The organism is Micromonospora sp. NBC_00330 (genome assembly GCF_036136635.1).
Taxonomy (GTDB): domain Bacteria; phylum Actinomycetota; class Actinomycetes; order Mycobacteriales; family Micromonosporaceae; genus Micromonospora; species Micromonospora salmantinae.
Map to the genome: position 1 here is coordinate 6,952,050 of NZ_CP108012.1, position 25,876 is coordinate 6,977,925.

The window sequence follows — 25,876 nt, forward strand, 5'->3', positions numbered from 1 at the left end:
GGGTGGCGGTCGGACCATTCACGCAGGCAGCGCACGAAGGTGTCAACGTCCGTCCGGTCACCCTCGGCGAGGTGGTCGACTCGGCCGCTCCGATGTCACATGGTGTACTAGGGCGCGTGGAACTTCTGCACTCAGGCAAGGTTCGGGACATCTACGCCGACGGCGACGACCTGATCCTGGTGGCCTCGGATCGCATCTCGATCTACGACGTGGCGCTGCCGACGCCGATCCCGGACAAGGGTCGCCTGCTCACCGCGCTCTCGCTCTGGTGGTTCGAGCAGCTCGCCGACATCGTGCCGAACCATGTCATCTCGGCCACCGACGTGCCCGCCGAGTTCGCCGGGCGGGCCATCCGCTGCCAGCGGCTGAACATGCTCCCGGTCGAGTGCGTCGCTCGCGGCTACCTGACCGGCGGCGGCCTGCGGGAGTACGAGCAGACCGGCGCGGTCTCCGGTGTACCACTGCCGCGAGGGCTCGGCGAGGCGTCGATCCTGCCCGAGCCGATCTTCACCCCGTCGAGCAAGGCGCCGATGGGCGAGCACGACGAACCCATCACGTACGACGACGTGGTGGACAAGGTGGGTCAGGCCACCGCCGAGCGGCTCCGGCAGATCACCCTCGACGTCTACCGGCGCGGCGCCGAGCTGGCCGCCGACCGGGGCATCCTGGTCGCCGACACCAAGCTCGAGCTGGGTTGGGCGCCGGACGGCACCCTGGTCCTCGCCGACGAGCTGCTCACCTCCGACTCGTCGCGGTTCTGGCCGGCCGAGTCGTACCAGCCGGGCCGGGTGCAGTTCTCCTACGACAAGCAGTACGTGCGGGACTGGGCCACCGGCAGCGGCTGGAACAAGCAGGCCCCCGCCCCGGACATGCCGGCCGAGGTGGTCGAGGCGACCCGGGCGCGCTACATCGACGTCTACGAGAAGCTCACCGGCAACCGCTGGGAGTGAGTGACCGCGGGCCGGCGCTCACTCCACCCAGTCGAGGGTGCGCTGCACTGCCTTGCGCCACTGGCGCAGCTCCTGCTCGCGCAGGTCCGTGGCCATGGCCGGCTCCCACTGCGCGTCGGAGCGCCACTGCGCCCGCAGGGTGGCCAGGTCCGGCCAGAAGCCGACCGCCAGACCGGCTGCGTACGCGGCGCCCAGGCAGGTGGTCTCGGTGATCCGGGAACGGACCACCGGCACGTCGAGCACATCGGCGAGGAACTGCATGAGCAGGCCGTTCGCGGTCATCCCGCCGTCCACCCGGAGACGGCGCAGCGCCACATCCGAGTCGGCGTTCATCGCGTCGACCACCTCGCGGGTCTGCCACGCCGACGCCTCCAGCACCGCCCGCGCCAGGTGCCCCTTGGTGATGTAGCCGGTCAGGCCCGCGATCACCCCGCGGGCGTCACTGCGCCAATGCGGGGCGAACAGCCCCGAGAACGCCGGAACCACGTAGCAGCCGCCGTTGTCGTCAACTGTGCGTGCCAACTCCTCCACCTCGGCGGCCGTGGAGATCAGCCCGAGGTTGTCCCGCAGCCACTGCACCAGCGAGCCGGTGACCGCGATGGCGCCTTCGAGGGCGTACGCCGGCGGTTGGTCCTTGATCCGGTAGGCGACTGTGGTGAGCAGGCCGTGCGTCGACGGGACCGGGCTGGCGCCCGTGTTGAGCAGCAGGAAACTGCCGGTGCCGTAGGTGCACTTCGCCTCACCCGGCTGGAAGCAGGTCTGCCCGAACAGGGCGGCCTGCTGGTCGCCGAGCGCACTGGCCACCGGCACCCCGGCGAGCACCCCGCCGGCCGTGCCGTACACCTCGGCAGAGCAGCGGATCTCCGGCAGCATCGCCGCCGGAACACCCATCGCGTCCAGCAGCTCCGGGGCCCAGTCCAGGGTCGTGAGGTCCATCAGCATGGTCCGGCTGGCGTTTGTCACGTCGGTGACGTGCTCGCCGGTCAGCTTCCAGATCAGCCAGCTGTCCATGGTGCCGAAGAGCACCTCGCCGCGCTCGGCGCGCTCACGGAGGCCGTCGACCTCGTCGAGCAGCCAGCGCAGCTTCGGCCCGGCGAAGTAGGTGGCCAGCGGCAGGCCGGTGCGGGCCCGGAACCGCTCCTCGCCGTACGCCGTCGCAAGCTCGCGCAGCAGCGGCCCGGTCCGGGTGTCCTGCCAGACTATGGCGTTGGCCACCGGGCGGCCGGTGGCCCGGTCCCAGACGACTGTGGTCTCCCGCTGGTTGGTGATGCCGACTGCGGCCAGCCCTGACGCGTCGGTGCCGGCGGCCCGCAGCGCCTCGGCGACCACCTGCTCGACGTTGTCCCAGATCTCCTCGGCGTCGTGCTCCACCCACCCCGGTCGGGGGAAGATCTGCCGGTGCTCACGCTGGGCCACGGCGACGATGTCCCCGGCCCGGTCGAAGACGATGCACCGCGAGGAGGTGGTGCCCTGATCGATGGCGGCGACGTACTGGGGGGTCACCGCAGCACCGTACCCGGACGGCGGCGCGGCGCGACAGGCGTCACGGCGGGTTCCGGCCCGCCGCCGTCGGCGGCCGTCCGCTTCCCCTACGATGTGCGAACGTGCGCGACATCGCAGTTTTCAGTGGAACCGCCCATCCCGACCTGGCTGCCGAGATCTGCGCCCACCTGGGGGTGCCGCTGCACCCAGTGCGGGTCTCCCGGTTTGCGAACGACTGTCTGGAAGTCCAGTTGCAGGCCAACTGCCGGGAGCGGGACGTCTTCCTGATCCAGCCGTTGGTGCCGCCGGTGCAGGAGCACCTGGTCGAGCTGCTGCTGATGATCGACGCCGCCCGGGGCGCCTCCGCCGGTCGGATCACCGTGGTGCTGCCGCACTACGCGTACGCCCGGTCGGACAAGAAGGACGCGCCACGGATCTCGATCGGCGCGCGGCTCGTCGCTGACCTGCTCACCTCGGCCGGGGCGGACCGGGTGCTCGCCATGACCCTGCACTCGCCGCAGGTGCACGGCTTCTTCAGCGTCCCGGTGGATCACCTGCACGCGCTGCGGGAGCTGGCCACCCACTTCCGGCGCTACGACCTCAGCAACACAGTGGTGGTCTCGCCCGACCTGGGCAACGCCAAGGAGGCCGCGGCCTTCGCCCGGTTGCTCGGCACGCCGGTCGCGGCCGGGGCGAAGCAGCGGTTCAGCGACGACCTGGTCAAGATCAGCGCGGTGATCGGCGACGTGGCAGACCGGGATGTCATAGTGCTGGACGACGAGATCGCCAAGGGCAGCACCGTGGTCGAGCTGATGGAGCATCTGCGCGGCCTGAAGGTCCGGTCGATCCGGCTCGCCTGCACGCACGGCCTCTTCTCCGGCGACGCGTTGCAGCGGCTCAGCGACCAGGACGGCGTCCTGGAGATCGTCTGCACCAACACGGTGCCCATCCCGGACGCCAAGCGGGTCCCCAAGTTGCAGGTCCTGTCGGTGGCCCCCGCCCTGGCCGAGGCGACGCGCCGGATCCACAACGGAGAATCCGTTTCCGCCCTCTTCGCCTGACCCGCCCCCGCGCCCCTCACCCCGCGCGATCTTGCGGTTTCTGTCGCGACATAAGGGATTTTCCGCTCATCCCGACAGCCGAAACCGCAAGATCGCCGGAACGCCTGGGCTGACCTGCGTCGATCATGGAGTTGTGGTGCCTCGCATAAGGGGCGCATGTGGAGCTGTCGCCCACCACGACTTCATGATCGACTGGCGAGGCGAGGCGAGGCGAGGCGAGGCGAGGCGGGGCGGGGCGGGGCTCGGCGGGGCGGGCGGGGCTCGGCGGGGGTTAGCGCGGGGTGTGGTTTTGGGTGGTGAGGCCCGTCGTGATGCGGACGGTGGTGCCGGCGGTGCCGGTGACGACCTCCATCGCGTCGGTCAGCTCGCGGGCCAGCCAGAGGCCCCAGCCGCCGGCGGTGTCCGGGGCCGGCCGAGTGCGGTCGCCCAGCCGTTGCGGGCTGATCCCGTGCCCGTGATCGGCGACCTCGCAGACCAGCACACCCGACTCGTGCCAGAGCCGCAGCCAGCCGCGCCCGCCGCCGTGTCGCACCGCGTTGGTGATCAATTCATTGATCGCGAGCACGAAGTCGTCCAGCCGTTGGCCGCTGAGACCCGAGGCATGCGCGCAGGAGGTGACCGAGTGTCGAATCTCGGTCACCTGGGCCTGGTCAAAGGCTTCGGCGATCAGGAGGGCAGGTTCGATGGGCACAACCGTACGCGGTGCGTGCGGATCTGCGTTCGTCATGGGCCCGTCCCGGCGGCGCATCTCGGAGTATTTCGCGGCTTTTCCACCGTACGTCAGGGTTTCCCGAACCGCACTCGCTGCTCGCCGTGCGCCGGCCCGGTTGTGGCATCCTGACCGCCATGCCGTCGCCGCCGGGTGGGTTCGAGGTGCCGCTGTGGCGTGCGCTCACCGTCTTCAGGCTGGCCTCCCTGGCGTACGTCTGCGCGCTCGCCGTGCGCGACGCCGACCGGTACGCCCACCCGTACGCCGTCGGCGCCCTGATCCTTCTGATGATCGTCTGGACCGGCGCGACAGCGATCGGGTATGCCCGGCCGGCCTGGCGGCGTTGGCCGCTGTTGCTGGCCGACCTCGGAGTGGTGGTGGCCATCGTGCTGGCCACCCCGTGGGTGGTCGGCCGGACGGCGCTCGCCCACGGCGTACCCACCCTGGGGGTGGCCTGGATGGCCGGCCCGGTGCTGGCCTGGGCCGTCTCCGGTGGCCGGCGGCGGGGCACCGTCGCCGCGCTGCTGGTCGCCGGCGCGGACCTGGCCACCCGGGAGCGGATCGGCCAGTCCTCGTTCACCGGGGTGATCCTGATGCTGCTCGCCGGAGTGGTGGTCGGGCACGTGGCCCGGCTCGCGGTGAGCGCCGAGGAGCGGTTGCAGCGCGCTGTGGAGCTGGAGGCCGCCACCCGGGAGCGGGAGCGGCTCGCCCGGGACATCCACGACTCGGTGCTCCAGGTGCTGGCGCTGGTCCAGCGGCGCGGCGCCGACCTGCCCGGGGAGGCCGGCGAGCTGGCCCGGCTGGCCGGCGAGCAGGAGGTTGCCCTGCGGGCGCTGATCGCCGGGGCCGGCCCGGCCGCGGCGAGCCTCCCGGACGGCGGCGAGGCGGTTGACCTGCGGACCCTGCTCGCCCGGTACGCCTCGGCGGCGGTGGCGCTCTCCGCCCCCGCCACCCCGGTGCCGCTGCCCCGACGGGTGGCCGGAGAGTTGGCCGCCGCGACCGGCGCGGCCCTGGACAACGTGGGGCGGCACGCCGGAGGGCGGGCCTGGGTGCTGATCGAGGACGAGGGGGCGACGGTGACAGTGTCGATCCGCGACGAGGGGCCGGGCATCCCGGACGGTCGGCTGGACGAGGCGGCCGCCCAGGGTCGGCTCGGCGTGACCCAGTCGATCCGGGGCCGGGTGGCCGACGTGGGCGGCACGGTTCGGATCGTGTCCGCCCCCGAGGCGGGCACCGAGATCGAGCTGAGCGTGCCGAGGTGAGCGCGGTGAACCCGATCCGGGTGATGGTGGTGGACGACCATCCGATGTGGCGGGAGGGCGTGGCCCGCGACCTGACCGAGGCCGGTTTCCTGGTGGTGGCGACCAGCGGCGAGGGACGACAGGCCATCCGGGTGGCCGCCGCCGCCCGACCCGACGTCGTCGTCCTCGACCTGCAACTACCCGACATCTCCGGCGTCGAGGTGATCCTGGGGTTGCGCGCGGCACTGCCCGCCGTACGGGTGCTGATGCTCAGCGCCAGCGGCGAACAGCAGAGCGTGCTGGACGCGGTGAAGGCCGGGGCCACCGGTTATCTGGTGAAGTCGACAGCGCCCGCCGAGTTCCTGGAGGCGGTGCACCGCACGGCTGCCGGCGACGCGGTCTTCACCCCTGGCCTGGCCGGGCTGGTGCTCGGCGAGTACCGCCGGCTGGCCGCCGGACCGGGGCGGGGGACCGGCCCGGCCGGCGCTGCCGAACCCGCGACGCCCCAGCTCACCGAACGGGAGACGGAGGTGCTGCGGCTGGTGGCGAAGGGGATGTCGTACAAGCAGATCGCCCAGCGGCTCGGCCTGTCGCACCGCACTGTGCAGAACCACGTGCAGAACACCCTGGGCAAGCTGCAACTGCACAACCGGGTCGAGCTGACCCGGTACGCCATCGAACGCGGTCTGGACGACTGAGCGGACGTCAGACCGAGCGCGGCGGCTCCGTCTCGTGGATGGCCAACTCCTCGGCTGTCGCTCCGCCCCCGGCCGATCCGGCGTCGTACGCCACCGAGTCGGTCTCCTGGTCGGTGTGCGACCCCTCGTCCGGTTCCACCAGCCGGCCCACTGTGGCGTCGGCCACCGTGCCGAGCTGACCGTGGTCGTAGAGGGAGACCGGTGAGTTCGGGTCCGAGGTCGGCCCGGGGTCCATCACGTCGGCGTCCAGCTGAGCCTCCGCCGCGGCTTCCAGGTTGTCCGCCTCGAAGGCGATCTTCGGGTCGATGGTGCCGGCCAGCGGGTCGTCCGCCGGGCGCTCGTAGACCTCGCGGTCGAGCTTGTAGTCCAACGACTCACCGTCGAGCTGCTCCTCGGCGGTCGTTCCGAACCGGTCCACCGCCACCGGCGTGCGATCGCCGGGCAGTTGGGCCGGGTCCGGGCCGTCCGCCTCGCGCCCTGTGAGGACGTCGTCGTTGGCGCTCGAGTCGTCATCGGCGGTGTCGGGCAGCCCTTGCGCCTCGGTGTCGGACAGGGGGGTCGGGTACTCGTTGTCGCGCATGTCTGATCACTACCCGCTGCCCTGCCGCCATAACCGGGCGGCCTCCGGCGGTACGTCGCCGAATCGGGCGCCGATGGCGAAAGCCCCCGTCAGGCGGCCTCGTCGTCGGGGTGCAGCACACACCAGACGACCTTGCCGTCCGGTACGGCGCTGCTGCCCCAGCGACGGGTCACCGTGTCGATCAGCAGCAGGCCCCGGCCGCCGGCACGGTTCGGTGGGGAGATCCCGGCGAAGGTCGGCTGACGCGGGGAGTGGTCGCGAACGGCCAGGTGCAGGGTGCTCTCCTGAGGCGCCAGCCGAACCGTCATCGGGGTCCGCGCGTGTGCCACCACGTTGTTGACCATCTCGGTGATCGCGATGCACGCCGGGTCGGTGAGGGTCGGCATGCCCCAGCGCTCGCAACCGGTGGTGACCAGCTCGCGCGCCTGCCGGGCGGCTCCCACCGCCGGGGCCAGTTCGGCGGTGAGCACCGCCGCCAGTGGTGTCGCCGCCACAGCGGCCAGCGCCCCGTCGAGCGTCGGCCAGGCCGGCACCCCGGCGAGCGCGGCGTCCGGACGGGCGGGCCCGTCGACCGCCGGGTCACACAGCAGCAGGTCCGCGGCGGGCCAGTCGGCGACCTCCCGGCGTACGTCGGCGAAGACGCCGCGCCCGGCCGGGTCGACGACCCGCAGGCCGGTCACGTCGGCCACCACCGGGCCGGGCCGGGCCAGCAGACGGGCGAGCAGCGCGCCGCGTAGCGCCTCGGCGCCGGCGGCATCGAGCACACCGGTCAGCCTGACCACCGCTGACGACTCGTCGATTTCCACGAGACAGCTCGACATGATCGCCCCATTGTGCGCGCCGGTGACGGTCAGCGCATTCGGGCGCTCGACATCGGCCATCAGCGGTCCGACCGGGAGCGGCGGTTGATGGCCGCCAGGGTGCCGACAGCGGTGCCCGCGGCGGCCAGACCGAACGCGGCGGTCATCCGCACCAACTGTCGCCGCCGACCGTGCCAGCCACCGTCCTGGCTTCCCTGAGCATCGCTGTGGAACACGTTGCCGCTGCTGTCCGCCCGGGCACCCGGACCGAACTGGGTGCGGTGGGCGTACCAGCCGAGGGTGCGCTCCACCAGCGCGGGCGCCAGCCGCCACTGGAGGCCGATCAGCCGGGCCGCGCCGCCGGCGTACGCCTCGCGGCGGGGTCGGCGCAGCAGCCGGACGATGGTCTCGGCGACCACCTCCGGCGGGTAGATCGGTGGAGGCGGCACCAGCTCCCGGCCGCTGTGGTTGCCGGTGTGCCGGAAGAACGGGGTGTCGATGGTGGCCGGCAGCACGGTGCAGACGGAGATGTGACCGCGGCCGGTGACCCGCAGCTCCTGCCGGACGGTGTCGGCCAGCCCGCGGATGCCGTGCTTGGTGGCGTTGTACGCCGACTGGTACGGCATGGCCACCTCGGCCAGCACCGAGGCGTTGTTGACCAGCACACCACCACCGGCCGCGCCCAGGTAGGGCAGGGCCGCCTTGATGCCGTGCACCGCCCCGAGCAGGTTGACCTCCAGCACCCGGCGGAACTCGGCGACCGGGATCTCGTCGAACAGCCCCACGGCGCTCACCGCGGCGTTGTTCACCCAGGCGTCGATCCGGCCGAACTCGGCCGCCGCCTGCTCGGCCAGTCGTCGCACCGACTCCAGGTCGGTGACGTCGGTCGGTACGGCAAGCGCCTGGCCGCCCAACTCCCGGCAGCGCTGCGCGACCTGTAGCAGGGCCGGCTCGCTGCGGGCGGCCAGCACGACGGCGGCACCCCGGCGGGCCAGTGCGTAAGCGGTCGCCGTGCCGATCCCGCTGGACGCGCCGGTGATCACCACGGTCGAATCGTCGAGACTGCGGGTCAGCGGCATTCCTGAGCGGTACCCCCGGCCGGGCCTGGTCACACCGGCGACGGCTTGTCGATCATCGTCGAACCGTGCTGTCGCGGGTCAGGTGTGCTTGCCGTGGCGCAAGTGTCGGTGGCACTCGCGCGGACTCTTCCTGATCTGCCAGGTTTCGGCTCAGCGTCGCGGGGTTAATGGGACGCTCTGACCGGGAGGACCACCGCCGAGGAAAGATCGCAGGGAGGTGACCCATGCGCGTCGGCCTCGTCTGCGCGCACGCCAGTTCCTACCGCCACGCCGACGGACCGCCGGTCGGCACCCGACAGCACACCGCGAGGGTCGCCGCCGAGCTGGCCGAGCGAGGCCATGACGTCCGGCTCTACGTGCGCCGGGACGACCCGACGCTGCCGGCGACGACGAACGTCGACGGCTACCAGGTGCACCAGGTGCCCGCCGGCCCGCCCACCCCGCTACCCACCGTCGAGCTGATCCCGTACGTGACCGAGGTCGGCCGCTGGCTCGCCGACGAGTGGTCGGGTTCCTGGCGGCCCGAGGTGGTGCACGGGCACTACTGGGTCGGTGGCCTGGCCGCCGCGCACGCCGTTCGGGAGACCGACATTCCGGTGGTGCAGACGTTCCACTCGCTCGGCATCGAGCAGCTGCGTCACCTGGGCGGCCACTACGACGGGCCGGGCCAGCGGATCACGCTGGAGCGCGCGTTGACCCGGGCTGTCGACATCGCCGTGGCCCAGTCCAACGACGAGGTCGACGAGCTGACCCGGATGGGTCTGCAACGCAGCTCGGTGGCGTTGGTGCCGGCCGGCGTCGACATCGACCTGTTCCATCCCGACGGCGAGGCGGCACCGCGCGAACAGCGGCCCCGCATCCTCTCGGTGGGCTCGCTGGCCGCCGGGCACGGCCAGGAGGACCTGATCCGGGCGATGCGGCTGGTCGGTGACGCCGAGCTGGTGATCGCCGGTGGGCCGCCGGCCGACCAGTTGGCCAACCACGCCGAGGCGCGACGGCTGCGCGAGCTGGCCGAACAGCTCGGCGTCGTCGACCAGGTACGGCTCGTCGGCGCGGTCCCACACGACCAGATGGCCACCTGGTACCGCTCGGCGGACGTGGTCGCCTGCACGCCGCACTACTCCTCGGCCGGGCGGGTCTCGTTGGAGGCGATGGCCTGCGGGGTGCCGGTGATCGGCTACGCGATGGGCGGCCTGGCGGACGCCGTCGTCGACGAGGTGACCGGCCGCCTGGTGCCCCCCGGTGACGTACGGGCGCTCGGGGTGTCGCTGCGCCGGCTGCTCGCCGACAACGCCGGTCGGTTCGCGTACGGGCACGCCGCTGTGGACCGGGTGCGCAGCAGCTACACCTGGGAGCGGACCGCCGGTGCGTTGGAGCGCCTCTACGAACGGGTGGTGAGCCGCCGCAAGCCGGTCGAGGCCTGAGTCGGCGGTGCTGCGACACCTCTGCCGTGGTGCGGTGCCGGACGGTCAGCCCGGCCGGCCGGCACCGACCATGGCGGGGTCCCGACGGCGTGCCACCGAACGGTGTTGCTGCGGTTCGGCGTACCGGGTCAGGCCGATCACCGCGGCCAGGGTCACCAGGAAGCCGACAGCGGCCAGCCACTCCCGCCCCGGCCAGATCTTGTCGTTGAGCAGCAACAGGCCGACGATCGCGGCCGGCACCGCGCCGGCGGCGTCCATCGCGGCGACAGCGGCGGTCGTCGAGCCGCGCTGCATGGCCAGACCGAGCAGCAGCTGACCCACTATCGAGTGGGCGATCAGCAGGTAGAACAGCGGGTCGGCGAGGAACGCCTCGGCGGACGGCGCGGATGCCAGTGGTCGGGCGGCGACCGCCGCCGAGCTGAACGCCAGCCCGGCCAGTGAGCCGAGGGCCACCGAACCCGGCGCCCCGTGCAGCCGGACGGCGAAGAAACCGAGCACCGCGATCACGCCCAACGCCACCAGCAGGGCGATCGAGCCGGCGGTGCCGAGCTGCTTCGACGGCGCCGGCCGGGCGGACAGCACCAACGCGGTGATCCCCGCGAAGAGCAGCGCCAGCAGCACCACCTCCGCCGCCGGCAGCCGCCACTTCAGCACCAGCACCCCGAGGATGGCGGTCACCCCGAGCCCGGCGGCCACGCTGGCCTGCACGAGGAACAGCGGCAGGTCCCGCCGGGCCAGGAAGGCGAGCACGAAACCGCCGATCTGACAGCCGAGGCCGACCAGGTACGTCCGGTGCCCGGCGAGGCGCAGCAGCAGGCCCGGATCGAAGGTGTGGTGGACAGTGGTGCGGGCCGCCGCCACCGACTGGAGCAGGTTGGCGAAGCCGTACGCGACGATCATCGCCGCGAGGAAGCACCAACCGGAGGAGACCACCTGGCGAGGATAGAGGTTGCCGGGGGTCAGCGCTCGGCTGGTCGATCGAGGCGGGCGAGGATGTCGGCGTGCAGCACACCGTTGGTGGCCACCACGCTGCTGTCGGTGCCCGGAGCGCCGGCGGGGGCCGGTTGTCCGGCCAGATCCGTGACCGTGCCACCCGCCTCCGTGACGATCGGCACCAGCGCCGCCACGTCCCACAGCGACAACTCCGGCTCGGCCATCACGTCCAGTGCCCCCTCGGCCAACAGCATGTAGCCGTAGAAGTCGCCGTACGCCCGGTTGCGCCAGCTGTGCCGCATCAGGTCGAGCACCGCGTCGAGCCGCCCGGCTTCCTCCCACCCGTTCAGTGACGAGTAGCAGAAGCTGGCATCCGCGATCCCCCGCACCGCTGACACGCCGATCCGCTCGCCGGCCGCGGGGCCCGGCCCGGCGTACGCGCCCGCACCCGCGCTGGCCCACCAGCGTCGTCCGAGCGCTGGCGCGGACACCACGCCGACCGCCGGCAGGTCGCCGTCGTAGAGCGCGATCAGGGTGGCCCAGATCGGCACGCCACGGACGAAGTTCTTGGTGCCGTCGATCGGGTCGATGATCCACCGGCGACCGTTCGGGTCGGCGGACGACTGCGCCCCGTACTCCTCACCGAGCAGCCCGTCGGCCGGTCGGTGCTCGGCCAGCAGGGCACGGATCTCCCGCTCCACTGCGGTGTCCGCGTCGGAGACCGGGGTCAGGTCGGGCTTCGCCTCGACGCGCAGGTCGAGCGCGCGGAACCGGGCCGTGGCAATGGCATCGGCCCGGTCGGCGAGCAGGTGGGCGAGGGCGAGGTCGTCGGCGTACCCGGTCATGCCGGCAACCTAGCCCACGCCCTTCGGGTCACTCGTCGGGGCCGCGCCGGTCACCCTCGCCGGGGCCGCGCTGGTCGCTGTCGGCGCGCGAGTCACCGTCGCCGGCCCGGGAGGCGAGCAACCGGCGGTACGAGGCAAGCCTGCGCGGGTCGGCCTTACCGGCGGCCACCCAGGCATCCAGCCCACAGTCGGCCTCGTCGGCCGTGTGGGGGCAGTTCGGTGGGCAGTCGACGGTGCCCTCGACCAGGTCCGGAAAGCCGTGCAGCAGGCTGTCGGCCGACACGTGCGCCAAACCGAAGCTGCGGATCCCGGGGGTGTCGATGATCCAGCCCGGGTCGGTGTCGATCCCGGTCACCGGTGGCAGCCGCAGCGCCACCGCGCTGGTCGAGGTGTGCCGGCCCCGGCCGATCGCGCTGACCACGCCGACCGCGCGCAGCGCGTCCGGGACGAGACGGTTGACCAGCGTCGACTTGCCCACGCCGGAGTGCCCGACCAGCACCGACACCTTGCCGCTGAGCAGCGCACGGAGCGCGTCGAGGTCTGAGTCGGGGCGGTTGAGCACGTACGGCAGCTCCAGCTCGGTGTAGTAGCCGAGCACCTCCTCCGGCCCGGCCAGGTCGGCCTTCGTGAGGCAGAGCAGCGGCTCGACGTCCGCGTCGTACGCGGCCACCAGGCAGCGGTCGATGAACCCGGTGCGCGGCGGTGGGTCGGCCAACGCGCTCACGATCACCAACTGGTCCGCGTTGGCCACCACGACCCGTTCCAGCCGACCCTCGGCGGTGGTCTCGTCGTCGTCGGCGGTGCGGCGCAGCACCGAGCGACGCTCGGCGATCCGGACGATGCGGGCGAGCGCGCCCTCCGCGCCGGACGTGTCGCCGACCAGGCTGACCCGGTCACCGACCACCACCGACTTGCGGCCCAACTCGCGGGCCCGCATGGCGGTGACCGTTGGCAGCTCGGCCCCGACCACGCCGCGTTCGGCCCCGGAGAGCACGCAGGTGTAGCGCCCCCGGTCGACGGCGATGACGAACCCGTCGACCGCGTCGGCGTGCTGCGGGCGGGTGCGCGTACGCGGGCGCGACGACTTTCCGGGCCGGACCCGCACGTCGTCCTCGTCGTACTCCCGCCGTTTGGTCGCCAGGACCTGTCCTCTTCTCGCGTCAGTTCTTGCCGGTCACCATCGCTGACCATAGTGCCGGGAACTCGGGCATGGTCTTGGAGGTACACCCCACGTCGTCCACCTCGATGCCCGGAACGGCCAGCCCGGCCACCGCTGCGGCGTGCGCCATCCGGTGGTCGTGGTAGGTGCGGAAGACGCCGCCGCGCAGCGGTCGGGGCCGGATCTCCAACCCGTCCGGTGTTTCGGTGATGTCCGCCCCGAGCCCGCCGAACTCGCGCGCGAGCGCGGCGAGCCGGTCGGTCTCGTGGCCACGGATGTGCCCGACGCCGGTGAAGACCGACGGCGAGTCGGCCAGCATTGCCAGCGCGGTCAGCACGAGGGTCAGCTCGCCGACGTCGGAGAGGTCGGCGGTCAGACCGTGCACCACGCCGGTGCCACGGACGGTGAGCCCGTTTGTGGAGAGGGTGACCTCGCCGCCCATCCGCTGGAGCAGCGAGCGGAGTTTCTCGACCGGCTGAGCGCTGCTGTGCGGCCAACCCTGCAAGGTGACCTCGCCGCCGGTGACCAGCGCGGCGGCGAAGAACGGCACCGCGCCGGAGAGGTCCGGTTCGACGTCCCAGCCGCGCCCGGTGAGCGGGCCGGGCTCGACGGCCCAGACGTCGGGGGTGCTGTCGTCGACAGCGGCGCCGGCGGCCCGCAGCATCTGCACCGTCATCCGAAGGTGCGGCGCGGAGGGCACCGGCGGGCCGACGTGGCGGACCACGACGCCCCGGTCGAAGCGCGGGGCGGCCAGCAACAGCCCGGAGACGAGTTGGCTGGAGGCGGACGCGTCGATCACGACCTCGCCGCCGGTGACCCGGCCGGTGCCGAACACTGTCAGCGGCAGGCTGCCAGTGCCGGTGACGTCGATCCGGACGCCCAGCGAGCGCAGCGCGCCGACCAGCGGGCCGAGTGGGCGGGTGCGCACGTACGGGTCACCGTCGAAGGTGACCTGCCCGTCGGCCAGGCCCGCCACCGGTGGCACGAACCGCATCACGGTGCCGGCCAGCCCGACGTCGACGTGGGCGGGGCCGGCCAGCGGGTGCGGTCGGACCAGCCAGCGCTCGTCGTCGCTGATCGAGACGTGCGCGCCCATCGCCCGCAGGCCGGCGGCCATCAACTCGGTGTCGCGGGCGCGCAGTGGCCGGGCCAGCGTCGACGGGCCGGCGGCCAGCGCGCTGAGCACCAGGGCCCGGGCGGTCATCGATTTGGAACCGGGCAGGCGCAGCGTCGCCGCCACCGGGTCGGATGCGGTCGGTGCGGTCCACGGCTGCGGCGGCCGGGTCGCGGTCAGGTTGCCCACGGTTACATTCTGCCGTGTCGGCTGGCGGGCGGCGGCGCCCGGCGCTCGTACTCCCGGTTGGCGGGACAGCCGACGGGGCCTCCGACGCGTTAGCGTGTGCCCCATGTGCGGCAGGTACGCGACGACCCGGAGCTCCGGCGAGCTGAGCGCGCTGTTCGAGTCGTCCGACGACTCCGACGGCCTGGTCCGGGCGGACCACAACGTCGCGCCGACCGATCCGGTGCCGCTGGTCCGGGTCAGCCCGGAGGGGCACCGCAGCCTCTGTGTCGGTCGCTGGGGTCTGCTGCCGCACTGGTCCCGGTCCGCCTCGGGAGCCGCCCGGATGATCAACGCGAGGGCGGAGACGGTGGCCACCAGCCGGGCGTACGCCGGCTCCTTCTCCCGTCGCCGCTGCCTGGTCCCGGCCGACGGCTGGTACGAGTGGGTCCGGCTGCCCGACGGCGGGCGACAGCCGTACTTCATGACCCCCCGGGACGGCTCGGTGCTCGCGCTTGCCGGCATCTGGTCGGTCTGGGAGTCCGACGCGGAGACCCGGCTCACGTTCAGCGTGCTGACCACCGCGGCGCTCGGCGACCTGGCCGAGGTGCACGACCGGATGCCGGTGCTGCTGCCACCTGAGCGTTGGTCGTCGTGGCTCGCGCCGACGGACGAGCCGGGGCGGCTGCTCACTCCGGCGTCGGCGGAGCAGTTGGCGGGGTTGGAGATCCGCCCGGTGGGCGCGGCGGTGGGAGACGTTCGTAACGACGGGCCACAGCTGACCGCGCGGGTGGCGGTGGCGTCGACTGTGTCGCCGCAGGAGCTGACTCTGTTCTGACGCCGCCGTGCATTGTCGGCCACCGATTTGCCAGGATTCCGCGCGATTCGTCTCCTGGCTGTTCAGTCATGTTCCCGGCAGACCCTTGTCCCGGTGTTGTGAAGTGCGATAGAACACAGCGCCGGTAGTGGCTGTCGGTCCGCACGGGGCGGACGACGTCCACAGCTTTTGCCGGTCCCACGGGGGAGGTGGGTGGATGACACGGGCACGAATGCCGCGCCCGCACGAGGTGGCAGCGGCGCGGCGAGATCCGCGACTGCTGCGGGCCGTGCGCGAACGGCGACAGGACGACGCATGGCGTACCAGAGGAACCTGCCAGAGCGTCGATCCGGAGACATTCTTTCCGGCACCGAACGAGCCGGCGGACGCCGCCGTCGCGCTGTGTCGCAGTTGTGACGTGCAGGGGTCCTGCTTGGCCTGGGCCCTCGACGTCGGTGACTGCCACGGCGTGTGGGGCGGCACCACGCCACGGGAACGACGGGCGATGCTTGTCGCCTGGCGCGGCGAGGTCGAACCCGATCCGGACGCCATCGACGATGCGGGCCCGCCGGTGCGCGATCGCCTGCTGGCCCTCGTCCCGCTGAGCTGATCGGCGGCCCGATTCGCACCCGACGCCCGTCCGGCGGCGCAGAATAGGCCGGTGCCAGCCAGCAACGAGATCGACACCCCGCGCGGTCCGGCGTGGATCGACACCGACCTGCCGGTCCGCGCGGCCACCGCACTGCTCGTCCTCGGGCACGGCGCGGGCGGCAGCGTCGACGCGCCCGACCTGCTCGCGGTCCGGGACGCGTCGGTGGCGGCCGGCCTGGCGGTGGTCCGGGTGACGCAGCCCTACCGGGTCGCCGGTCGACGTGCGCCGGCACCGGCAGGTCACCTCGACGAGGCCTGGACGGCGGTGCTCGCCGAGCTGCGCGACCGGCACGCCGACGTGCCGACGGTGGTGGTCGGTGGGCGTTCCAGCGGCGCACGGGTGGCCTGTCGGACGGCCCGTGCGGTGGGCGCGGTGGGTGTGGTCGCCTTGGCCTTTCCACTGCACCCGCCCGGCCGGCCGGAACGCTCGCGCGCCGCCGAACTGGGCACCGGCCTGCCGACGTTGGTCGTCAACGGCGACCGGGATCCGTTCGGGACGCCGGAGCCGGGCCCGGCCGTGGAGGTGGTGAGCCGTCCCGGTGAGACGCACGACCTGCGCCGGGATCCGGCCGGCACCGCGGCCGCCGTGCGCGACTGGCTGTCCGCCCAGGGCTGGGCGGCCGGCTGACCCGTCGCGGCCGGCTCGCCGGGGCGACCGTTTCCGGCGCGGGCACGGGTCGTTGCATCCGTTGGTGCCGCCGGCCCGAGCAGGGCCGGTGACGCCAGTCCTCCCAGGCCCTTCCTGGTCCCAGCGCCGGCCGCCGTCGGGGCCGGGACCAGGAACGGGGAGGGCCGGCCGGAATGCCCCAGTGGTCATCTCGCGTTACTACCCCCGGACGACTTTTCTGTGAGGGGGTGACCGGTGCCAACCGAGACACGAAGCCTGGAACGGGACGAGCGGGACGCCCGGCAGCTGAAGCGGCTGCTGGATGCTCCGGAGTGGCCCGCGACGGCGGGACCGGGCGGGGTGGGTGGTGCGGTGAGCACGGGCACACCGGCCGGAAGTGAATCTGCGGGCAGGTCCGTGCGCGTATCCTCGGCGGGAAAGCATCCGACGCGAGGGGATGTGCGGTTGACCACCGAGAAGACGGACGAGCGCAGGGCCCGATTCGAGCGGGACGCGATGCCATTCGTCGATCAGCTCTACGCTGCTGGGCTGCGGATGACACGCAACCCGGCGGATGCCGAGGACCTGGTCCAGGAGACGTACCTGAAGGCGTACGCGGCCTTCCACCAGTTTGAGCAGGGCACGAACCTCAAGGCCTGGCTCTACCGGATCCTGACCAACACCTACATCAACTCCTACCGCAAGCGGCAGCGCCAGCCGATCCAGGCGCCCACCGAGGAGATCACCGACTGGCAGCTCGCCGAGGCCGAGTCGCACACCTCCAGTGGGTTGCGCTCGGCCGAGACGGAGGCACTGGACCGGCTGCCGGACAGTGACGTCAAGGAGGCCCTCCAGCAGTTGCCGGAGGAGTTCCGCCTGGCCGTCTACCTCACCGACGTCGAGGGCTTCTCCTACAAGGAGGTCGCGGACATCATGGGCACGCCGATCGGCACCGTGATGTCGCGTCTGCACCGGGGCCGTCGTAATCTGCGCAAGCTGCTCGAGCGTTACGCCGGGGAGCGGGGCTTCAGTGCGGCCCGCTCGGCAAAGGGCTCGACCGCCGCTGCCGGCCGGGAGGTGTGACGTGAGCTGTGGGGAGCCGCACGAGACGGACTGCCGCGAAGTGCTCGCGGAGGTGTATCTCTACCTGGATCTGGAGTGCGCCGACGAGCGTCGCTCGCTGATCCGGCACCACCTGGACGAGTGCGGGCCCTGCCTGCGCGAGTACGGGCTGGAGCAGGAGGTGCGGGCGCTGGTGGCGCGTTGCTGTGGCAACGAGACAGCGCCGGATCAGCTGCGTGAGCGGCTGCGGGTCAAGCTCACCGAGCTGGTGGTCTTCGAGACCAGCGACTCCCGTGAGCTGGCCGACTGATCGTCTGAGCCTGCCGATTGAGCGTCGGCGCCAGCTGGCAAGACCGGTGGCCCGGGTCGATGTCGACCCGGGCCACCGGTGTACCCGGCCTGGGCCGGCTGAGCGGCGACGGGCAGTGGGCCCGTCGACCCGTTCAGGAGTTGGGACGCTTGCCGTGGTTCGCGGCGTTCTTCTTACGAGCCTTCTTCTTCCGGGACTTCTTCGCCATGCTGACCTCCTCGTGATGGGTCGGATCCGTCCTGCGCACGACCTCGGCGCGGATGCGGCCACCGGCGGTCCGGCGTCGGGTCCGACCCGCTGATGGTAGTGCGGTCGACACCCGCCGCCTTCCCCAGGGCGGGCCTGTCATCCCGGCTGTGCCGCTGCCCGCCCGTCGCCGGTCCACGCATGATTGGATACATCGGCAGGCACGTCGCGAAGAGGGAGGGCCTGGACATGGCCGAGGAGATCCGCGCCGAGATGGTGGCCAACGTCTGGAAGGTCGTCGCCACGGCGGGTGACACGGTGACCGAGGGCGACACCCTGGTGATCCTCGAGTCGATGAAGATGGAGATCCCGGTCGTCGCCGAGTCCGACGGTGTGCTCCAGCAACTCGTCGTCAACGAGGGCGACGTCGTGCAGGACGGTGACCTGATCGCCGTGATCGCTTGAGCGGGTTGCGGGTCCGTCCGGCCGAGTCGGCCGACTTCCCGGCGGTGGCCCGGCTGACAGTGGCCGCGTACGAGGCGGACGGCCAGCTCAAGGGTGAACACGGGTACGGCGAGGTGCTGGCCGACGTGTCGACCCGAGCCGCCAGCGGCGAGGTGCTGGTCGCTGTCGACGAGGTGACCGGGGCGCTGCTCGGCTCGGTCACGTTCGTGCTGCCGGGCACCCCGTTCGCCGAGCTGGCCGGGCCGGGCGAGGCGGAGTTCCGGATGCTCGCTGTCGACCCGGGCGCTCAGGGGCGGGGTGTGGGTGCCGCACTGGTCGAGGCGTGTGTCGACCGGGCGACCGGGTTGGGTTGCACGGCGGTGGTGATCTGCGTCCGGGCCGGGATGGCCGATCCGGCGCACCGGCTCTACTCGCGGCGCGGCTTCGTCCGTTCGCCGGAGAAGGACTGGACGCCGCTGCCGGGTGTGGACCTGCTCGGCCTTCGGCTGGAGCTGACGCGCGGCTGAGCCGGCGACCGACGAGCCCGGGCCGCCACGATCACGCCCGGTCAGGCGTCGGGCTGCGTGCCGATGGCGGCCAGCAACTCGTCCGCCACCTCCAGGGCGAGCTTGCGGCGTTCGTCGTCGCTGATGTGCGGCGCGCGGACCGCGAACCAGCTGGTGTGCACCGCGAAGATTGACAGCGCGGCGCGCAGTTGGGCGGCGGGGGAGTCGTCGCCCCGGCAGAGCGCGTCGGCCAGCTCCAACATCCGACCGCGCATCTTCTGCCCGGAGGAGAGGCTCTTGAGCGCGGTCTGGTTCTGCTCGAAGAAGCGCATCACCGACGGCTGAGTGCCGTCGAACATGGTGTCGGCGTACCGGGAGATCAGCTCGCGCCGGGTGGACAGGGTGGCGGGTTGGGTGGCGGCCCAGGCGATCAGTGCGTCCATCCCCTCCAGCCGGTCCTCGACGAAACTGGCGACGATGTCGTCCTTGCTCTTGAAGTGGTAGTAGAGCGCGGCCTTGGTGACGTTGAGGCGCTCGGCGATTTCCCGGAGCGAGGTCTTCTCGTACCCCTGCTCGGTGAAGAGTTCGAGCGCGACGGCCTTGATCCGTTCCCGCGTTCCGCCGCCTGTGCTCTCGCTCACGCACGCCCTCCAAATGGCTTGACCGTTGCTTGTACCCAACTTACCGTGCGGCTAGTAAGGTGACTAGCCGGGCGGCAAGTAAGTACGGCAATCTTCGGGGGGAGCTTACCCATGACTCAGGCAACCCAGGCCGGCACGCGACCCAACAACATCAGGGTCGTGCTGTTCGGGCTGATGATCGCGATGATGCTCGCGATGCTCGACAATATGATCGTCAGCACCGCGTTACCGCGGATCGTCGGCGAGTTCGGCGGGCTCAACCACTTCACCTGGGTGGTTACCGCGTACGTCCTGGGCACCACCGTCTCCACCCCGATCTGGGGCAAGCTCGGTGACCTTTACGGCCGCAAGTCGGTCTTCCTGACCTCGGTCGTCGTCTTCCTGGTCGGTTCCGCTCTCTGTGGCATGGCCGGCTCGGGGATGCTCGGCGGCCCAGAGGACGGCATGGTCCAGCTCATCGCCTTCCGGGCCGTGCAGGGCCTCGGCGCCGGCGGCCTCATGGTCGGCGTGATGGCGATCATCGGTGACCTGGTCCCGCCCCGCGAGCGCGGGCGCTACCAGGGCATGATCGCCGGCATCATGGCCATCGCCATGGTCGCCGGCCCGCTGGCCGGCGGGTTCATCACCGACCACCTCTCCTGGCGCTGGGCGTTCTACGTGAACCTGCCGCTGGGCGGAATCGCGCTGCTCGTGCTGATCACCACCATGCACCTGCCGAAGTACCGCACCGAGCACCGGATCGACTGGCTCGGCGCCGGGCTGCTCTCTGTCGGCATCACCGCGATCGTGCTCATCACCACCTGGGGTGGCAACGAGTACGACTGGACGTCGCCGCAGATCCTTGGCCTGGCCGTGCTGGCCGTCGTCGCGTTGGTGGCGTTCGGCCTTGTGGAACGCCGGGTCCAGGAGCCGATCCTGCCGCTGGCGCTCTTCGCCAACCGCAACTTCGCGCTGATCTCGGTGATCGGCTTCCTGCTCGGCTTCGCGATGTTCGGCGCGATGAACTTCCTGCCGCTCTACCAGCAGACAGTGCAGGGGGCGTCGGCCACCAACAGCGGTCTGCTGCTGCTGCCCCTGATGTTCGGCATGCTGGTCGTCTCGCTGGTCATCGGTCGTGCGATCACCCGCAACGGCAAATACCGGGCGTACCCGATCATCGGTGGCGTGGTGATGACCGCGGGCATGGCGCTGCTGTCCATGCTCGACACCGACACCAGCAAGCTGATGTCCTCGCTGTACATGATCGTGCTCGGCGTCGGCATGGGCTTCCTCATGCAGACGTCGATGCTGATCGCGCAGAACAGCGTGGAGCAGAAGGACCTCGGCGCGGCCAGCGGCGCGGCCACCTTCTTCCGGTCGATCGGCGGTTCGTTCGGCATCTCGCTGTTCGGCGCGATCTTCGCCAACCGGCTGGCCAGCTCCGAGGGCGGTCGGGCCTTCGGTGGCGGCGAGGCCGGCGCCGGGATGGACCTGGAGAAGCTCAAGGAACTGCCCGCCCAGGCGCGCGAGGCGGTGCTCGGTGGTCTCTCCGACGCCATCTCGCACGTCTTCCTCTGGGCGGTGCTGTTCACCATCGTGATCCCGGTGCTCGCCTGGTTCATCAAGGAGATCCCGCTGCGCACCGCGAACGAGGCGCCGCCGCAGGCCACCCCGGAGGAGGACGCCGAGGTCGCCCTCGGCAAGGCCCCGGTCGCCTGACCCAACCGCACGACACGCGCCGCGTCGACCGTCACGGTCGGCGCGGCGCGCCCCTGCTCAGACGTTGCCAGAGGCGGCGCAGAGGGTTGCGGGGGCGGGGAAGCCGGGGGGAGTGGGTGGCCAGCAGTTCGCCTGCCAGTGCCGCCGTCTCCGGATCCAACTGCGGGGCGGCGAGTGCCAGGTGAGCCAGCGAGGCGGCGATCGGGACCGGTCGGCTCCGCGCCACGGCAGCCGCGTCGGCCAGCCGCTCCGCCACCACCCGGGCCACGTCCGACCGCACCGAGGGGTCGACCCAGGCGGCGGTGACCAGGGCGAACAGTGCCGCCTCGGTGACCCAGTCCTCGACGCCCCAGATCAGATCGAGCAGCACCCGGCGCCGGGTCGAGCCCTCCCACGGCTCGTCGGTGCGGTGGTGCAGCAGCCCCAGACAGGCCCACACCTGCACTCCGCGAACCCAGACCGACGGGTCGTGGGCCGCCAGCAGCCGACCCACCGCGTTGGCCGGCGCCGCCGGCGGGTGCACCAGCAGACCGAGCAGGTCGCCCAGGTCGAGGCCGGCCAGGCCCACAGCCGCGTCGTACGCCGCCGGTGGGTGTGCCCACGCCGGGTGGGCGATCTGCCCGATTCGTTCGACAGCCGTCGCCGAGGGCGCCGCCAGCGCTGGTGTGGGGACCGCGTCCGCGTAGTGCCACAACCGCGCAGCGGACTCCCGCCGGGGCTCGCGCGGGTCGGGCTCCGGCGTGCCGACGACCTCGATCCGCAGCCCGGGGGCGGTGGAGATCGCCGTCCCGACCGCGCTCGGCGGGGCGGCGGCGGGTAGGCGTACGGCACCGCCGAGACCATTGTCGTCATCGGCCACCGCCTGGCGCATTGCGTCGATGAGGGGCCCACCGGCCGGGGTGAGTTGGCCGAGCCAGGGCCGACCTCGGCAGCACTGGGCCAGGTCGCCGTGCTCGTGGCTGTCGTCCGGGTGGTCCCGTACGAAGTCGGCGAGCGCGACCAGATGGGCGAGGTCACCGTCGCGCAGGTGCCGCAGGCGGTGGGCGGTGTGCACAGCGCAGTCGAACGACGGATCGCGCGCCAGCGCCCGCTCGGTCCACTCCAACGCCTCGTCCAGCCGGCCGATCTCGGCAAGGGTGCCGGCGATGTCCGCGTAGATCGCCAGGTCGTCGGGGTCCAGCTCGACGGCCCGACCGAGGGCCGCGAGGCCGTCGCGGGTCCGGCCCGAGCTGCGGTACGCGTACCCGAGCCACACCTCGCCCATCTTCGAGGGCTGTGCGCGTACCCCTCGGGTGGCCCAGCGGACCGCCAGCTCGACCTCGCCGAGGCGCCGGGCCAGCGCGGACGCCGCGCCCAGCAGCAGGCCGTGTTCGGGGTGCACGGTGGCCGCGTTGCGGGCGAGCGTGAGGTACGGGGTCAGCGGAGCCCGGCCGATCCGCGGCACCGGGTCGGGCAGTGCGGCGCAGACCTGCATGAGGACGCGGGCGATGTGCTCCGGTTCCAGTCGTTCGGCCAGCTCGGGGGCGGTGACCCAGGGCACTCCGGCCCACTCGGTGCCGGGCGCGTACGACGTCGCCGCGGCCAGCAGCTCCAGCCCTTCGGCGGGGCGCCCGGCGGTGGCGAGGAGGTGGGCGCGGGCGACGACCGCACCGACGAAGGTGTGGTGGTTGATCGGGAAGAGGTCGAGGCCGCCGCCGCTGGACACGGCGAGCCGGGCCAGCGTCTCGTGCACCTCCGGCAGGGTGGGGGCCCGCGCCAACGCGCCGGCGAGGTGGCCGGCGGCGTGGTGCAGGTCGCCCTCGTCGAGTGCCAGCCGGGCCAGCGCCAGCTCCTCCGTCGCGGAGAGCGCGGGATCGTCCGTTCCCTCGGGCACGTCGTCCTCTCGTGGCAGTTAGACCGGGTGCAACGGGTAAAGCTTAGTTGATATTGAGATCAACTGGTGATCAGCTGCGCAGTCCTGCTCGTTCGATTGCTGAGATACGCTTAAAAGTGCAAGACTGAGCAAGAATCGCGCGGCAATCGCGCAGGGGGAGGGTTTTCCGTGACACGTGCAGGGGCTGGAATGGCCGCCGACATCGACGAGCAGCCGGCTGGCTACGCGCGCCTGCTCTCCGCTGCCAACGCCGCCGAGATCGCCCGGGTGGCGGCGGTCATCGCGGAACGTCGGCCACGGCACGTGGTCTTCACCGCCCGGGGCACCTCCGATCACGCGGCGCTCTACGGGGCCTACCTGACCGAGATCCGGCTCGGCCTGCCCGCCGGGCTGGCCTCACCCAGCGTCGTCACCCTGTTCGGGGCCCGCCCCGACCTCTCCGACGCGCTGGTCGTCGGGGTCAGCCAGAGTGGCGGCTCGCCCGACCTGGCCGAGGTGCTGCGCGCAGCCCGAGCCTCCGGTGCGCTGACCCTCGCGGTGACAAACGCCCCCGACTCGCCGCTGGTCGACGTGGCCGAGCTGAGCGTCGACATCGCCGCCGGGCACGAACGGGCGGTGGCCGCCACCAAGACGTACACCGCCGAGCTGCTCGCCCTGCTGATGCTGGTGGAGGGGATCCGGGCCGGCGACGGCGTGCTCCCGAAGGACGAACGGGAGGCGCTCGACGCGCTGCCCGACCTGGCCGCCCGCACCCTGGCCGACGGCACCCCGGCCCAGCTCGCCCCGCGCTACCGGTTCGCCCGTCAGCTGGTCACCACCGGCCGGGGATACGCCTACCCCACCGCCCGGGAGGCCGCGCTGAAGCTGATGGAGACCTCGTACCTGCCGGCGCTCGCCTTCTCCGGCGCCGACCTGCTGCACGGCCCGCTCGCGATGACCGACCCGGAGGTCCCGGTGCTCGCAGTGGTCGGCTCCGGCCCCGGCGGCCGGTCGATGGGTGAGGTGCTGCCCCGCCTCGGCGAACGCCGCGCCGACGTCGTGGTGGTCGGCTCCGCCGACGTGCCGGGCGCCACCCGGCTGGCCGTCCCCGAGGTCGACGAGCGGTACGCCCCGCTGCTGGACATCCTGCCGATGCAGCGGTTGGCGCTGGCCCTGGCGCTCACCCGAGGCGAGGACCCGGACGCGCCGCGCGGGTTGAAGAAGGTCACCGCGACGATGTGAGGCGCGGCGTGGCACCCTGGTCACCGTGTCCACGCTGCGCGACCTTGCCGAGGAGCACACCCATCTCCGTCCGGCCGACATCGACCACCTGCACCGGATCGCCGGCGACTGGCAACTGCTCTCCGATCTGTCCTTCGCTGACCTGCTGCTCTGGGTGCCGGTCGACGCCGACGGCACGTTCCTCTGCGTCGCCCAGGTGCGCCCGACCACCGCACCGACCGCCTACCAGGACGACCAGGTGGGTCGGATCGTCGGCGGGCCGGAGGTGGCTCACCTGGGGGTGGCGTACTCCCAGGGTCGGATCTGGCGCGAGGGCGACCCGGTCTGGTACGGCGACGTGCCGGCCCGGCACGAGGCGATCCCGGTTCGGCTGCGTACCGCCGAGGGGGAGGCCGGCGAGGTGATCGCCGTGGTGGGGCGGGACACCAACCTCTCCACCGCGCGTACGCCCAGCCAGTTGGAGCTCAACTACCTCACCACCGCCGACGACCTGGCGCAGATGATCGCGGACGGCACCTTCCCGCCGCCGCGGCATCCGGGCGAGACCACCTCGGCGCCCCGGGTCGGCGACGGCCTGGTCCGGCTCGACGCCGGCGGCAAGGTCACCTACGCCAGCCCGAACGCCCAGTCCGCGTACCGCCGACTGGGCTACGCCTCGCACCTGGTGGGGGAGGACCTGGCCGCGTTGCACCGCCGGCTGGCCGGTGACCCGCTGGACGGCACCGAGGCCTCGAACGGCATCCTGGCCGCGCTGCGCGGTGAGGCGCCACCCCGTCGAGAGATCGACGCACGAGGTGCCACGATGCTCACCCGGGCGCTGCCGCTGATGCCGGCCGGGGTGCCGATCGGAGCGTTGGTGCTGGTTCGGGACATCACCGAGGTCCGCCGCCGGGACCGGGCACTGATCACCAAGGACGCCACCATCCGGGAGATCCACCACCGGGTGAAGAACAATCTCCAGACGGTGGCCGCGCTGCTGCGGTTGCAGGCCCGCCGGGTGGCGATGCCGGAGGCCCGGGTCGCGCTCGAGGAGTCGGTCCGTCGGGTCGCCTCGATCGCCCTGGTGCACGAGACACTCTCGATGTCCAGCGACGAGGCGGTGGAGTTCGACGGCATCGTCGACCGGGTGGCCAGCGCGGCGACCGAGGTCGCGGCGACCGAGGTGAGCGTCGGCATGCGCCGGCGGGGCAGCTTCGGCGTACTGCCGGCGGAGATCGCCACCTCGCTGGTGATGGTCCTCAACGAGTTGCTGCTCAACGCCGTCGAGCATGGCTTCCCGCCGGCCGACGAGACGGAGGAGACCCCGGTGGCCGCAGCCTCCGGCATGGTGCCGGTCGCTGCTCCCGAGGTGGACCCGTCGCTGCGGCCCGAGGTGGTGGTCTCCGCACACCGGTTCCGCAAGATGCTGCACGTCTCGGTGACCGACAACGGGCGCGGCCTGCCCCCGGACTTCGACGCCGAACGCGGCAGTCGGCTCGGCCTCCAGATCGTCCGAGCCCTGATCACCGGGGAGCTGCGCGGCACCATCGAACTGCGGGCCGGCGCCAACGGTGGCACCGAGGCCATGCTGGTCGTACCGCTGGCCCGCACCACCCACGACGGCCGCTCGCAGGCCTGAGC

26 protein-coding genes and 1 pseudogene are annotated in these 25,876 nt (G+C 72.2%); 15 read left to right on the forward strand and 12 right to left on the reverse strand.

The genetic code is table 11. The annotated features are described in order from the left end of the window. The first annotated feature begins 116 nt into the window (after positions 1 to 116). Positions 117 to 950: a phosphoribosylaminoimidazolesuccinocarboxamide synthase gene (locus tag OG598_RS31775; RefSeq protein WP_328652261.1), complete on the forward strand. Its 834-nt coding sequence runs from the start codon at positions 117 to 119 to the stop codon at positions 948 to 950. 18 nt (positions 951 to 968) lie between these two features. Here OG598_RS31775 and glpK read toward each other — a convergent pair whose 3' ends face one another. Then, the gene (glpK, locus tag OG598_RS31780; RefSeq protein WP_328652262.1) at positions 969 to 2,453 is read right to left on the reverse strand and encodes a glycerol kinase GlpK; all 1,485 of its coding nucleotides are present in this window, start codon (positions 2,451 to 2,453) and stop codon (positions 969 to 971) included. Positions 2,454 to 2,554: 101 nt separating this feature from the next. Here glpK and OG598_RS31785 point away from each other — a divergent pair, with 101 nt between their 5' ends. Beyond that, positions 2,555 to 3,493 (forward strand): ribose-phosphate diphosphokinase, encoded by a 939-nt coding sequence (locus OG598_RS31785; protein WP_328652263.1) that lies wholly within the window; start codon positions 2,555 to 2,557, stop codon positions 3,491 to 3,493. A gap of 271 nt (positions 3,494 to 3,764) precedes the next feature. Here the strand turns inward: OG598_RS31785 and OG598_RS31790 are convergent, their stop codons facing one another. Continuing rightward, the gene (locus OG598_RS31790; RefSeq protein WP_328655493.1) at positions 3,765 to 4,220 is read right to left on the reverse strand and encodes an ATP-binding protein; all 456 of its coding nucleotides are present in this window, start codon (positions 4,218 to 4,220) and stop codon (positions 3,765 to 3,767) included. A gap of 119 nt (positions 4,221 to 4,339) precedes the next feature. Here OG598_RS31790 and macS point away from each other — a divergent pair, with 119 nt between their 5' ends. Together macS and OG598_RS31800 are read left to right on the forward strand one after the other, a co-directional pair. After that, positions 4,340 to 5,464, forward strand: coding sequence for a MacS family sensor histidine kinase (gene macS, locus OG598_RS31795; protein ID WP_328652264.1), 1,125 nt, complete (start codon positions 4,340 to 4,342; stop codon positions 5,462 to 5,464). Positions 5,465 to 5,487: 23 nt separating this feature from the next. Further along, complete coding sequence (locus OG598_RS31800) at positions 5,488 to 6,141, forward strand: response regulator (RefSeq protein ID WP_196924633.1); 654 nt, start codon at positions 5,488 to 5,490, stop codon at positions 6,139 to 6,141. A 7-nt stretch (positions 6,142 to 6,148) separates the two neighbouring features. Here OG598_RS31800 and OG598_RS31805 read toward each other — a convergent pair whose 3' ends face one another. The 3 genes from OG598_RS31805 to OG598_RS31815 all read right to left on the reverse strand — a co-directional run bounded on the left by OG598_RS31805 (position 6,149) and on the right by OG598_RS31815 (position 8,600). After that, positions 6,149 to 6,721 carry a DUF5709 domain-containing protein gene (locus OG598_RS31805; RefSeq protein ID WP_328652265.1) on the reverse strand — a complete coding sequence of 191 codons (573 nt, stop codon included), beginning with the start codon at positions 6,719 to 6,721 and terminating at the stop codon, positions 6,149 to 6,151. An 89-nt stretch (positions 6,722 to 6,810) separates the two neighbouring features. Beyond that, positions 6,811 to 7,602, reverse strand: a complete 792-nt coding sequence (locus OG598_RS31810) for an ATP-binding protein (protein ID WP_328652266.1) — start codon at positions 7,600 to 7,602, stop codon at positions 6,811 to 6,813. Beyond that, the gene (locus OG598_RS31815; RefSeq protein ID WP_328652267.1) at positions 7,602 to 8,600 is read right to left on the reverse strand and encodes an SDR family oxidoreductase; all 999 of its coding nucleotides are present in this window, start codon (positions 8,598 to 8,600) and stop codon (positions 7,602 to 7,604) included. Before OG598_RS31815 ends, OG598_RS31810 begins: the two co-directional genes overlap by 1 nt. Before the next feature lie 224 nt (positions 8,601 to 8,824). On the opposite strand from OG598_RS31815, the gene OG598_RS31820 reads away from it, so the two are divergent. Continuing rightward, positions 8,825 to 10,024 carry a glycosyltransferase gene (locus OG598_RS31820; protein WP_328652268.1) on the forward strand — a complete coding sequence of 400 codons (1,200 nt, stop codon included), beginning with the start codon at positions 8,825 to 8,827 and terminating at the stop codon, positions 10,022 to 10,024. Here OG598_RS31820 and OG598_RS31825 read toward each other — a convergent pair. The 4 genes and pseudogenes from OG598_RS31825 to aroA all read right to left on the reverse strand — a co-directional run bounded on the left by OG598_RS31825 (position 9,982) and on the right by aroA (position 14,264). Beyond that, positions 9,982 to 10,924, reverse strand: a pseudogene (locus OG598_RS31825) (hypothetical protein). The gene OG598_RS31820 and the pseudogene OG598_RS31825 overlap by 43 nt on opposite strands. A gap of 59 nt (positions 10,925 to 10,983) precedes the next feature. Next, a complete protein-coding gene (gene hisN, locus OG598_RS31830) occupies positions 10,984 to 11,802 on the reverse strand; it encodes a histidinol-phosphatase (protein WP_328652269.1) in 819 nt (272 codons plus the stop codon). Between the two features lie 28 nt (positions 11,803 to 11,830). Next, entirely contained in the window at positions 11,831 to 12,907 is a 1,077-nt protein-coding gene (gene rsgA / locus OG598_RS31835; protein ID WP_328652270.1) for a ribosome small subunit-dependent GTPase A, read from the reverse strand. 55 nt (positions 12,908 to 12,962) lie between these two features. Then, positions 12,963 to 14,264, reverse strand: coding sequence for a 3-phosphoshikimate 1-carboxyvinyltransferase (gene aroA / locus OG598_RS31840; protein ID WP_328652271.1), 1,302 nt, complete (start codon positions 14,262 to 14,264; stop codon positions 12,963 to 12,965). A 103-nt stretch (positions 14,265 to 14,367) separates the two neighbouring features. On the opposite strand from aroA, the gene OG598_RS31845 reads away from it, so the two are divergent. The 5 genes from OG598_RS31845 to rsrA all read left to right on the forward strand — a co-directional run bounded on the left by OG598_RS31845 (position 14,368) and on the right by rsrA (position 17,687). Beyond that, entirely contained in the window at positions 14,368 to 15,078 is a 711-nt protein-coding gene (locus tag OG598_RS31845) for an SOS response-associated peptidase (protein WP_328652272.1), read from the forward strand. 196 nt (positions 15,079 to 15,274) lie between these two features. Beyond that, the gene (locus tag OG598_RS31850; protein ID WP_091406097.1) at positions 15,275 to 15,667 is read left to right on the forward strand and encodes a WhiB family transcriptional regulator; all 393 of its coding nucleotides are present in this window, start codon (positions 15,275 to 15,277) and stop codon (positions 15,665 to 15,667) included. Between the two features lie 51 nt (positions 15,668 to 15,718). After that, positions 15,719 to 16,336 (forward strand): alpha/beta hydrolase family protein, encoded by a 618-nt coding sequence (locus OG598_RS31855; RefSeq protein ID WP_328652273.1) that lies wholly within the window; start codon positions 15,719 to 15,721, stop codon positions 16,334 to 16,336. 234 nt (positions 16,337 to 16,570) lie between these two features. Beyond that, entirely contained in the window at positions 16,571 to 17,398 is an 828-nt protein-coding gene (locus tag OG598_RS31860) for a sigma-70 family RNA polymerase sigma factor (RefSeq protein WP_328652274.1), read from the forward strand. A 1-nt stretch (position 17,399) separates the two neighbouring features. Then, the gene (gene rsrA, locus OG598_RS31865) at positions 17,400 to 17,687 is read left to right on the forward strand and encodes a mycothiol system anti-sigma-R factor (RefSeq protein ID WP_030490399.1); all 288 of its coding nucleotides are present in this window, start codon (positions 17,400 to 17,402) and stop codon (positions 17,685 to 17,687) included. 133 nt (positions 17,688 to 17,820) lie between these two features. Here rsrA and OG598_RS33610 read toward each other — a convergent pair whose 3' ends face one another. Next, positions 17,821 to 18,036, reverse strand: a complete 216-nt coding sequence (locus OG598_RS33610) for a 50S ribosomal protein bL37 (protein ID WP_373861592.1) — start codon at positions 18,034 to 18,036, stop codon at positions 17,821 to 17,823. A gap of 80 nt (positions 18,037 to 18,116) precedes the next feature. On the opposite strand from OG598_RS33610, the gene OG598_RS31875 reads away from it, so the two are divergent. Beyond that, complete coding sequence (locus OG598_RS31875; RefSeq protein ID WP_181518367.1) at positions 18,117 to 18,338, forward strand: biotin/lipoyl-binding carrier protein; 222 nt, start codon at positions 18,117 to 18,119, stop codon at positions 18,336 to 18,338. Further along, entirely contained in the window at positions 18,335 to 18,844 is a 510-nt protein-coding gene (locus OG598_RS31880; RefSeq protein WP_328652276.1) for a GNAT family N-acetyltransferase, read from the forward strand. The genes OG598_RS31875 and OG598_RS31880 overlap by 4 nt, the downstream gene beginning before the upstream one ends. Positions 18,845 to 18,885: 41 nt before the next feature. Here the strand turns inward: OG598_RS31880 and OG598_RS31885 are convergent, their stop codons facing one another. Then, positions 18,886 to 19,464, reverse strand: coding sequence for a TetR/AcrR family transcriptional regulator (locus OG598_RS31885; RefSeq protein ID WP_328652277.1), 579 nt, complete (start codon positions 19,462 to 19,464; stop codon positions 18,886 to 18,888). A gap of 111 nt (positions 19,465 to 19,575) precedes the next feature. Here OG598_RS31885 and OG598_RS31890 point away from each other — a divergent pair, with 111 nt between their 5' ends. Continuing rightward, positions 19,576 to 21,162: an MDR family MFS transporter gene (locus OG598_RS31890; RefSeq protein ID WP_328652278.1), complete on the forward strand. Its 1,587-nt coding sequence runs from the start codon at positions 19,576 to 19,578 to the stop codon at positions 21,160 to 21,162. Between the two features lie 31 nt (positions 21,163 to 21,193). Here the strand turns inward: OG598_RS31890 and OG598_RS31895 are convergent, their stop codons facing one another. Beyond that, on the reverse strand, positions 21,194 to 23,035 hold the full coding sequence (locus OG598_RS31895) for a tetratricopeptide repeat protein (RefSeq protein WP_328652279.1): 1,842 nt from the start codon (positions 23,033 to 23,035) through the stop codon (positions 21,194 to 21,196). A gap of 189 nt (positions 23,036 to 23,224) precedes the next feature. Here OG598_RS31895 and OG598_RS31900 point away from each other — a divergent pair, with 189 nt between their 5' ends. Next, positions 23,225 to 24,256 carry an SIS domain-containing protein gene (locus OG598_RS31900; RefSeq protein ID WP_328655494.1) on the forward strand — a complete coding sequence of 344 codons (1,032 nt, stop codon included), beginning with the start codon at positions 23,225 to 23,227 and terminating at the stop codon, positions 24,254 to 24,256. 25 nt (positions 24,257 to 24,281) lie between these two features. After that, positions 24,282 to 25,874 carry a histidine kinase N-terminal domain-containing protein gene (locus tag OG598_RS31905; protein ID WP_328652280.1) on the forward strand — a complete coding sequence of 531 codons (1,593 nt, stop codon included), beginning with the start codon at positions 24,282 to 24,284 and terminating at the stop codon, positions 25,872 to 25,874. Positions 25,875 to 25,876 lie beyond the last annotated feature (2 nt).

Excerpts from the sequence above, each read along its gene's own strand:
- OG598_RS31800 (WP_196924633.1), top strand. The coding sequence starts at position 5,488 with ATGGTGGTGGACGACCATCCGATGTGGCGGGAGGGCGTGGCCCGCGAC.
- OG598_RS31805 (WP_328652265.1), bottom strand. The coding sequence starts at position 6,721 with ATGCGCGACAACGAGTACCCGACCCCCCTGTCCGACACCGAGGCGCAA.
- OG598_RS31790 (WP_328655493.1), bottom strand. The coding sequence starts at position 4,220 with ATGACGAACGCAGATCCGCACGCACCGCGTACGGTTGTGCCCATCGAA.
- OG598_RS31900 (WP_328655494.1), top strand. The coding sequence starts at position 23,225 with ATGGCCGCCGACATCGACGAGCAGCCGGCTGGCTACGCGCGCCTGCTC.
- hisN (WP_328652269.1), bottom strand. The coding sequence starts at position 11,802 with ATGACCGGGTACGCCGACGACCTCGCCCTCGCCCACCTGCTCGCCGAC.
- macS (WP_328652264.1), top strand. The coding sequence starts at position 4,340 with ATGCCGTCGCCGCCGGGTGGGTTCGAGGTGCCGCTGTGGCGTGCGCTC.
- OG598_RS31890 (WP_328652278.1), top strand. The coding sequence starts at position 19,576 with ATGACTCAGGCAACCCAGGCCGGCACGCGACCCAACAACATCAGGGTC.
- OG598_RS31810 (WP_328652266.1), bottom strand. The coding sequence starts at position 7,602 with ATGGCCGATGTCGAGCGCCCGAATGCGCTGACCGTCACCGGCGCGCAC.
- OG598_RS31845 (WP_328652272.1), top strand. The coding sequence starts at position 14,368 with ATGTGCGGCAGGTACGCGACGACCCGGAGCTCCGGCGAGCTGAGCGCG.
- OG598_RS33610 (WP_373861592.1), bottom strand. The coding sequence starts at position 18,036 with ATGACAGGCCCGCCCTGGGGAAGGCGGCGGGTGTCGACCGCACTACCA.
- OG598_RS31820 (WP_328652268.1), top strand. The coding sequence starts at position 8,825 with ATGCGCGTCGGCCTCGTCTGCGCGCACGCCAGTTCCTACCGCCACGCC.
- OG598_RS31815 (WP_328652267.1), bottom strand. The coding sequence starts at position 8,600 with ATGCCGCTGACCCGCAGTCTCGACGATTCGACCGTGGTGATCACCGGC.
- OG598_RS31850 (WP_091406097.1), top strand. The coding sequence starts at position 15,275 with ATGACACGGGCACGAATGCCGCGCCCGCACGAGGTGGCAGCGGCGCGG.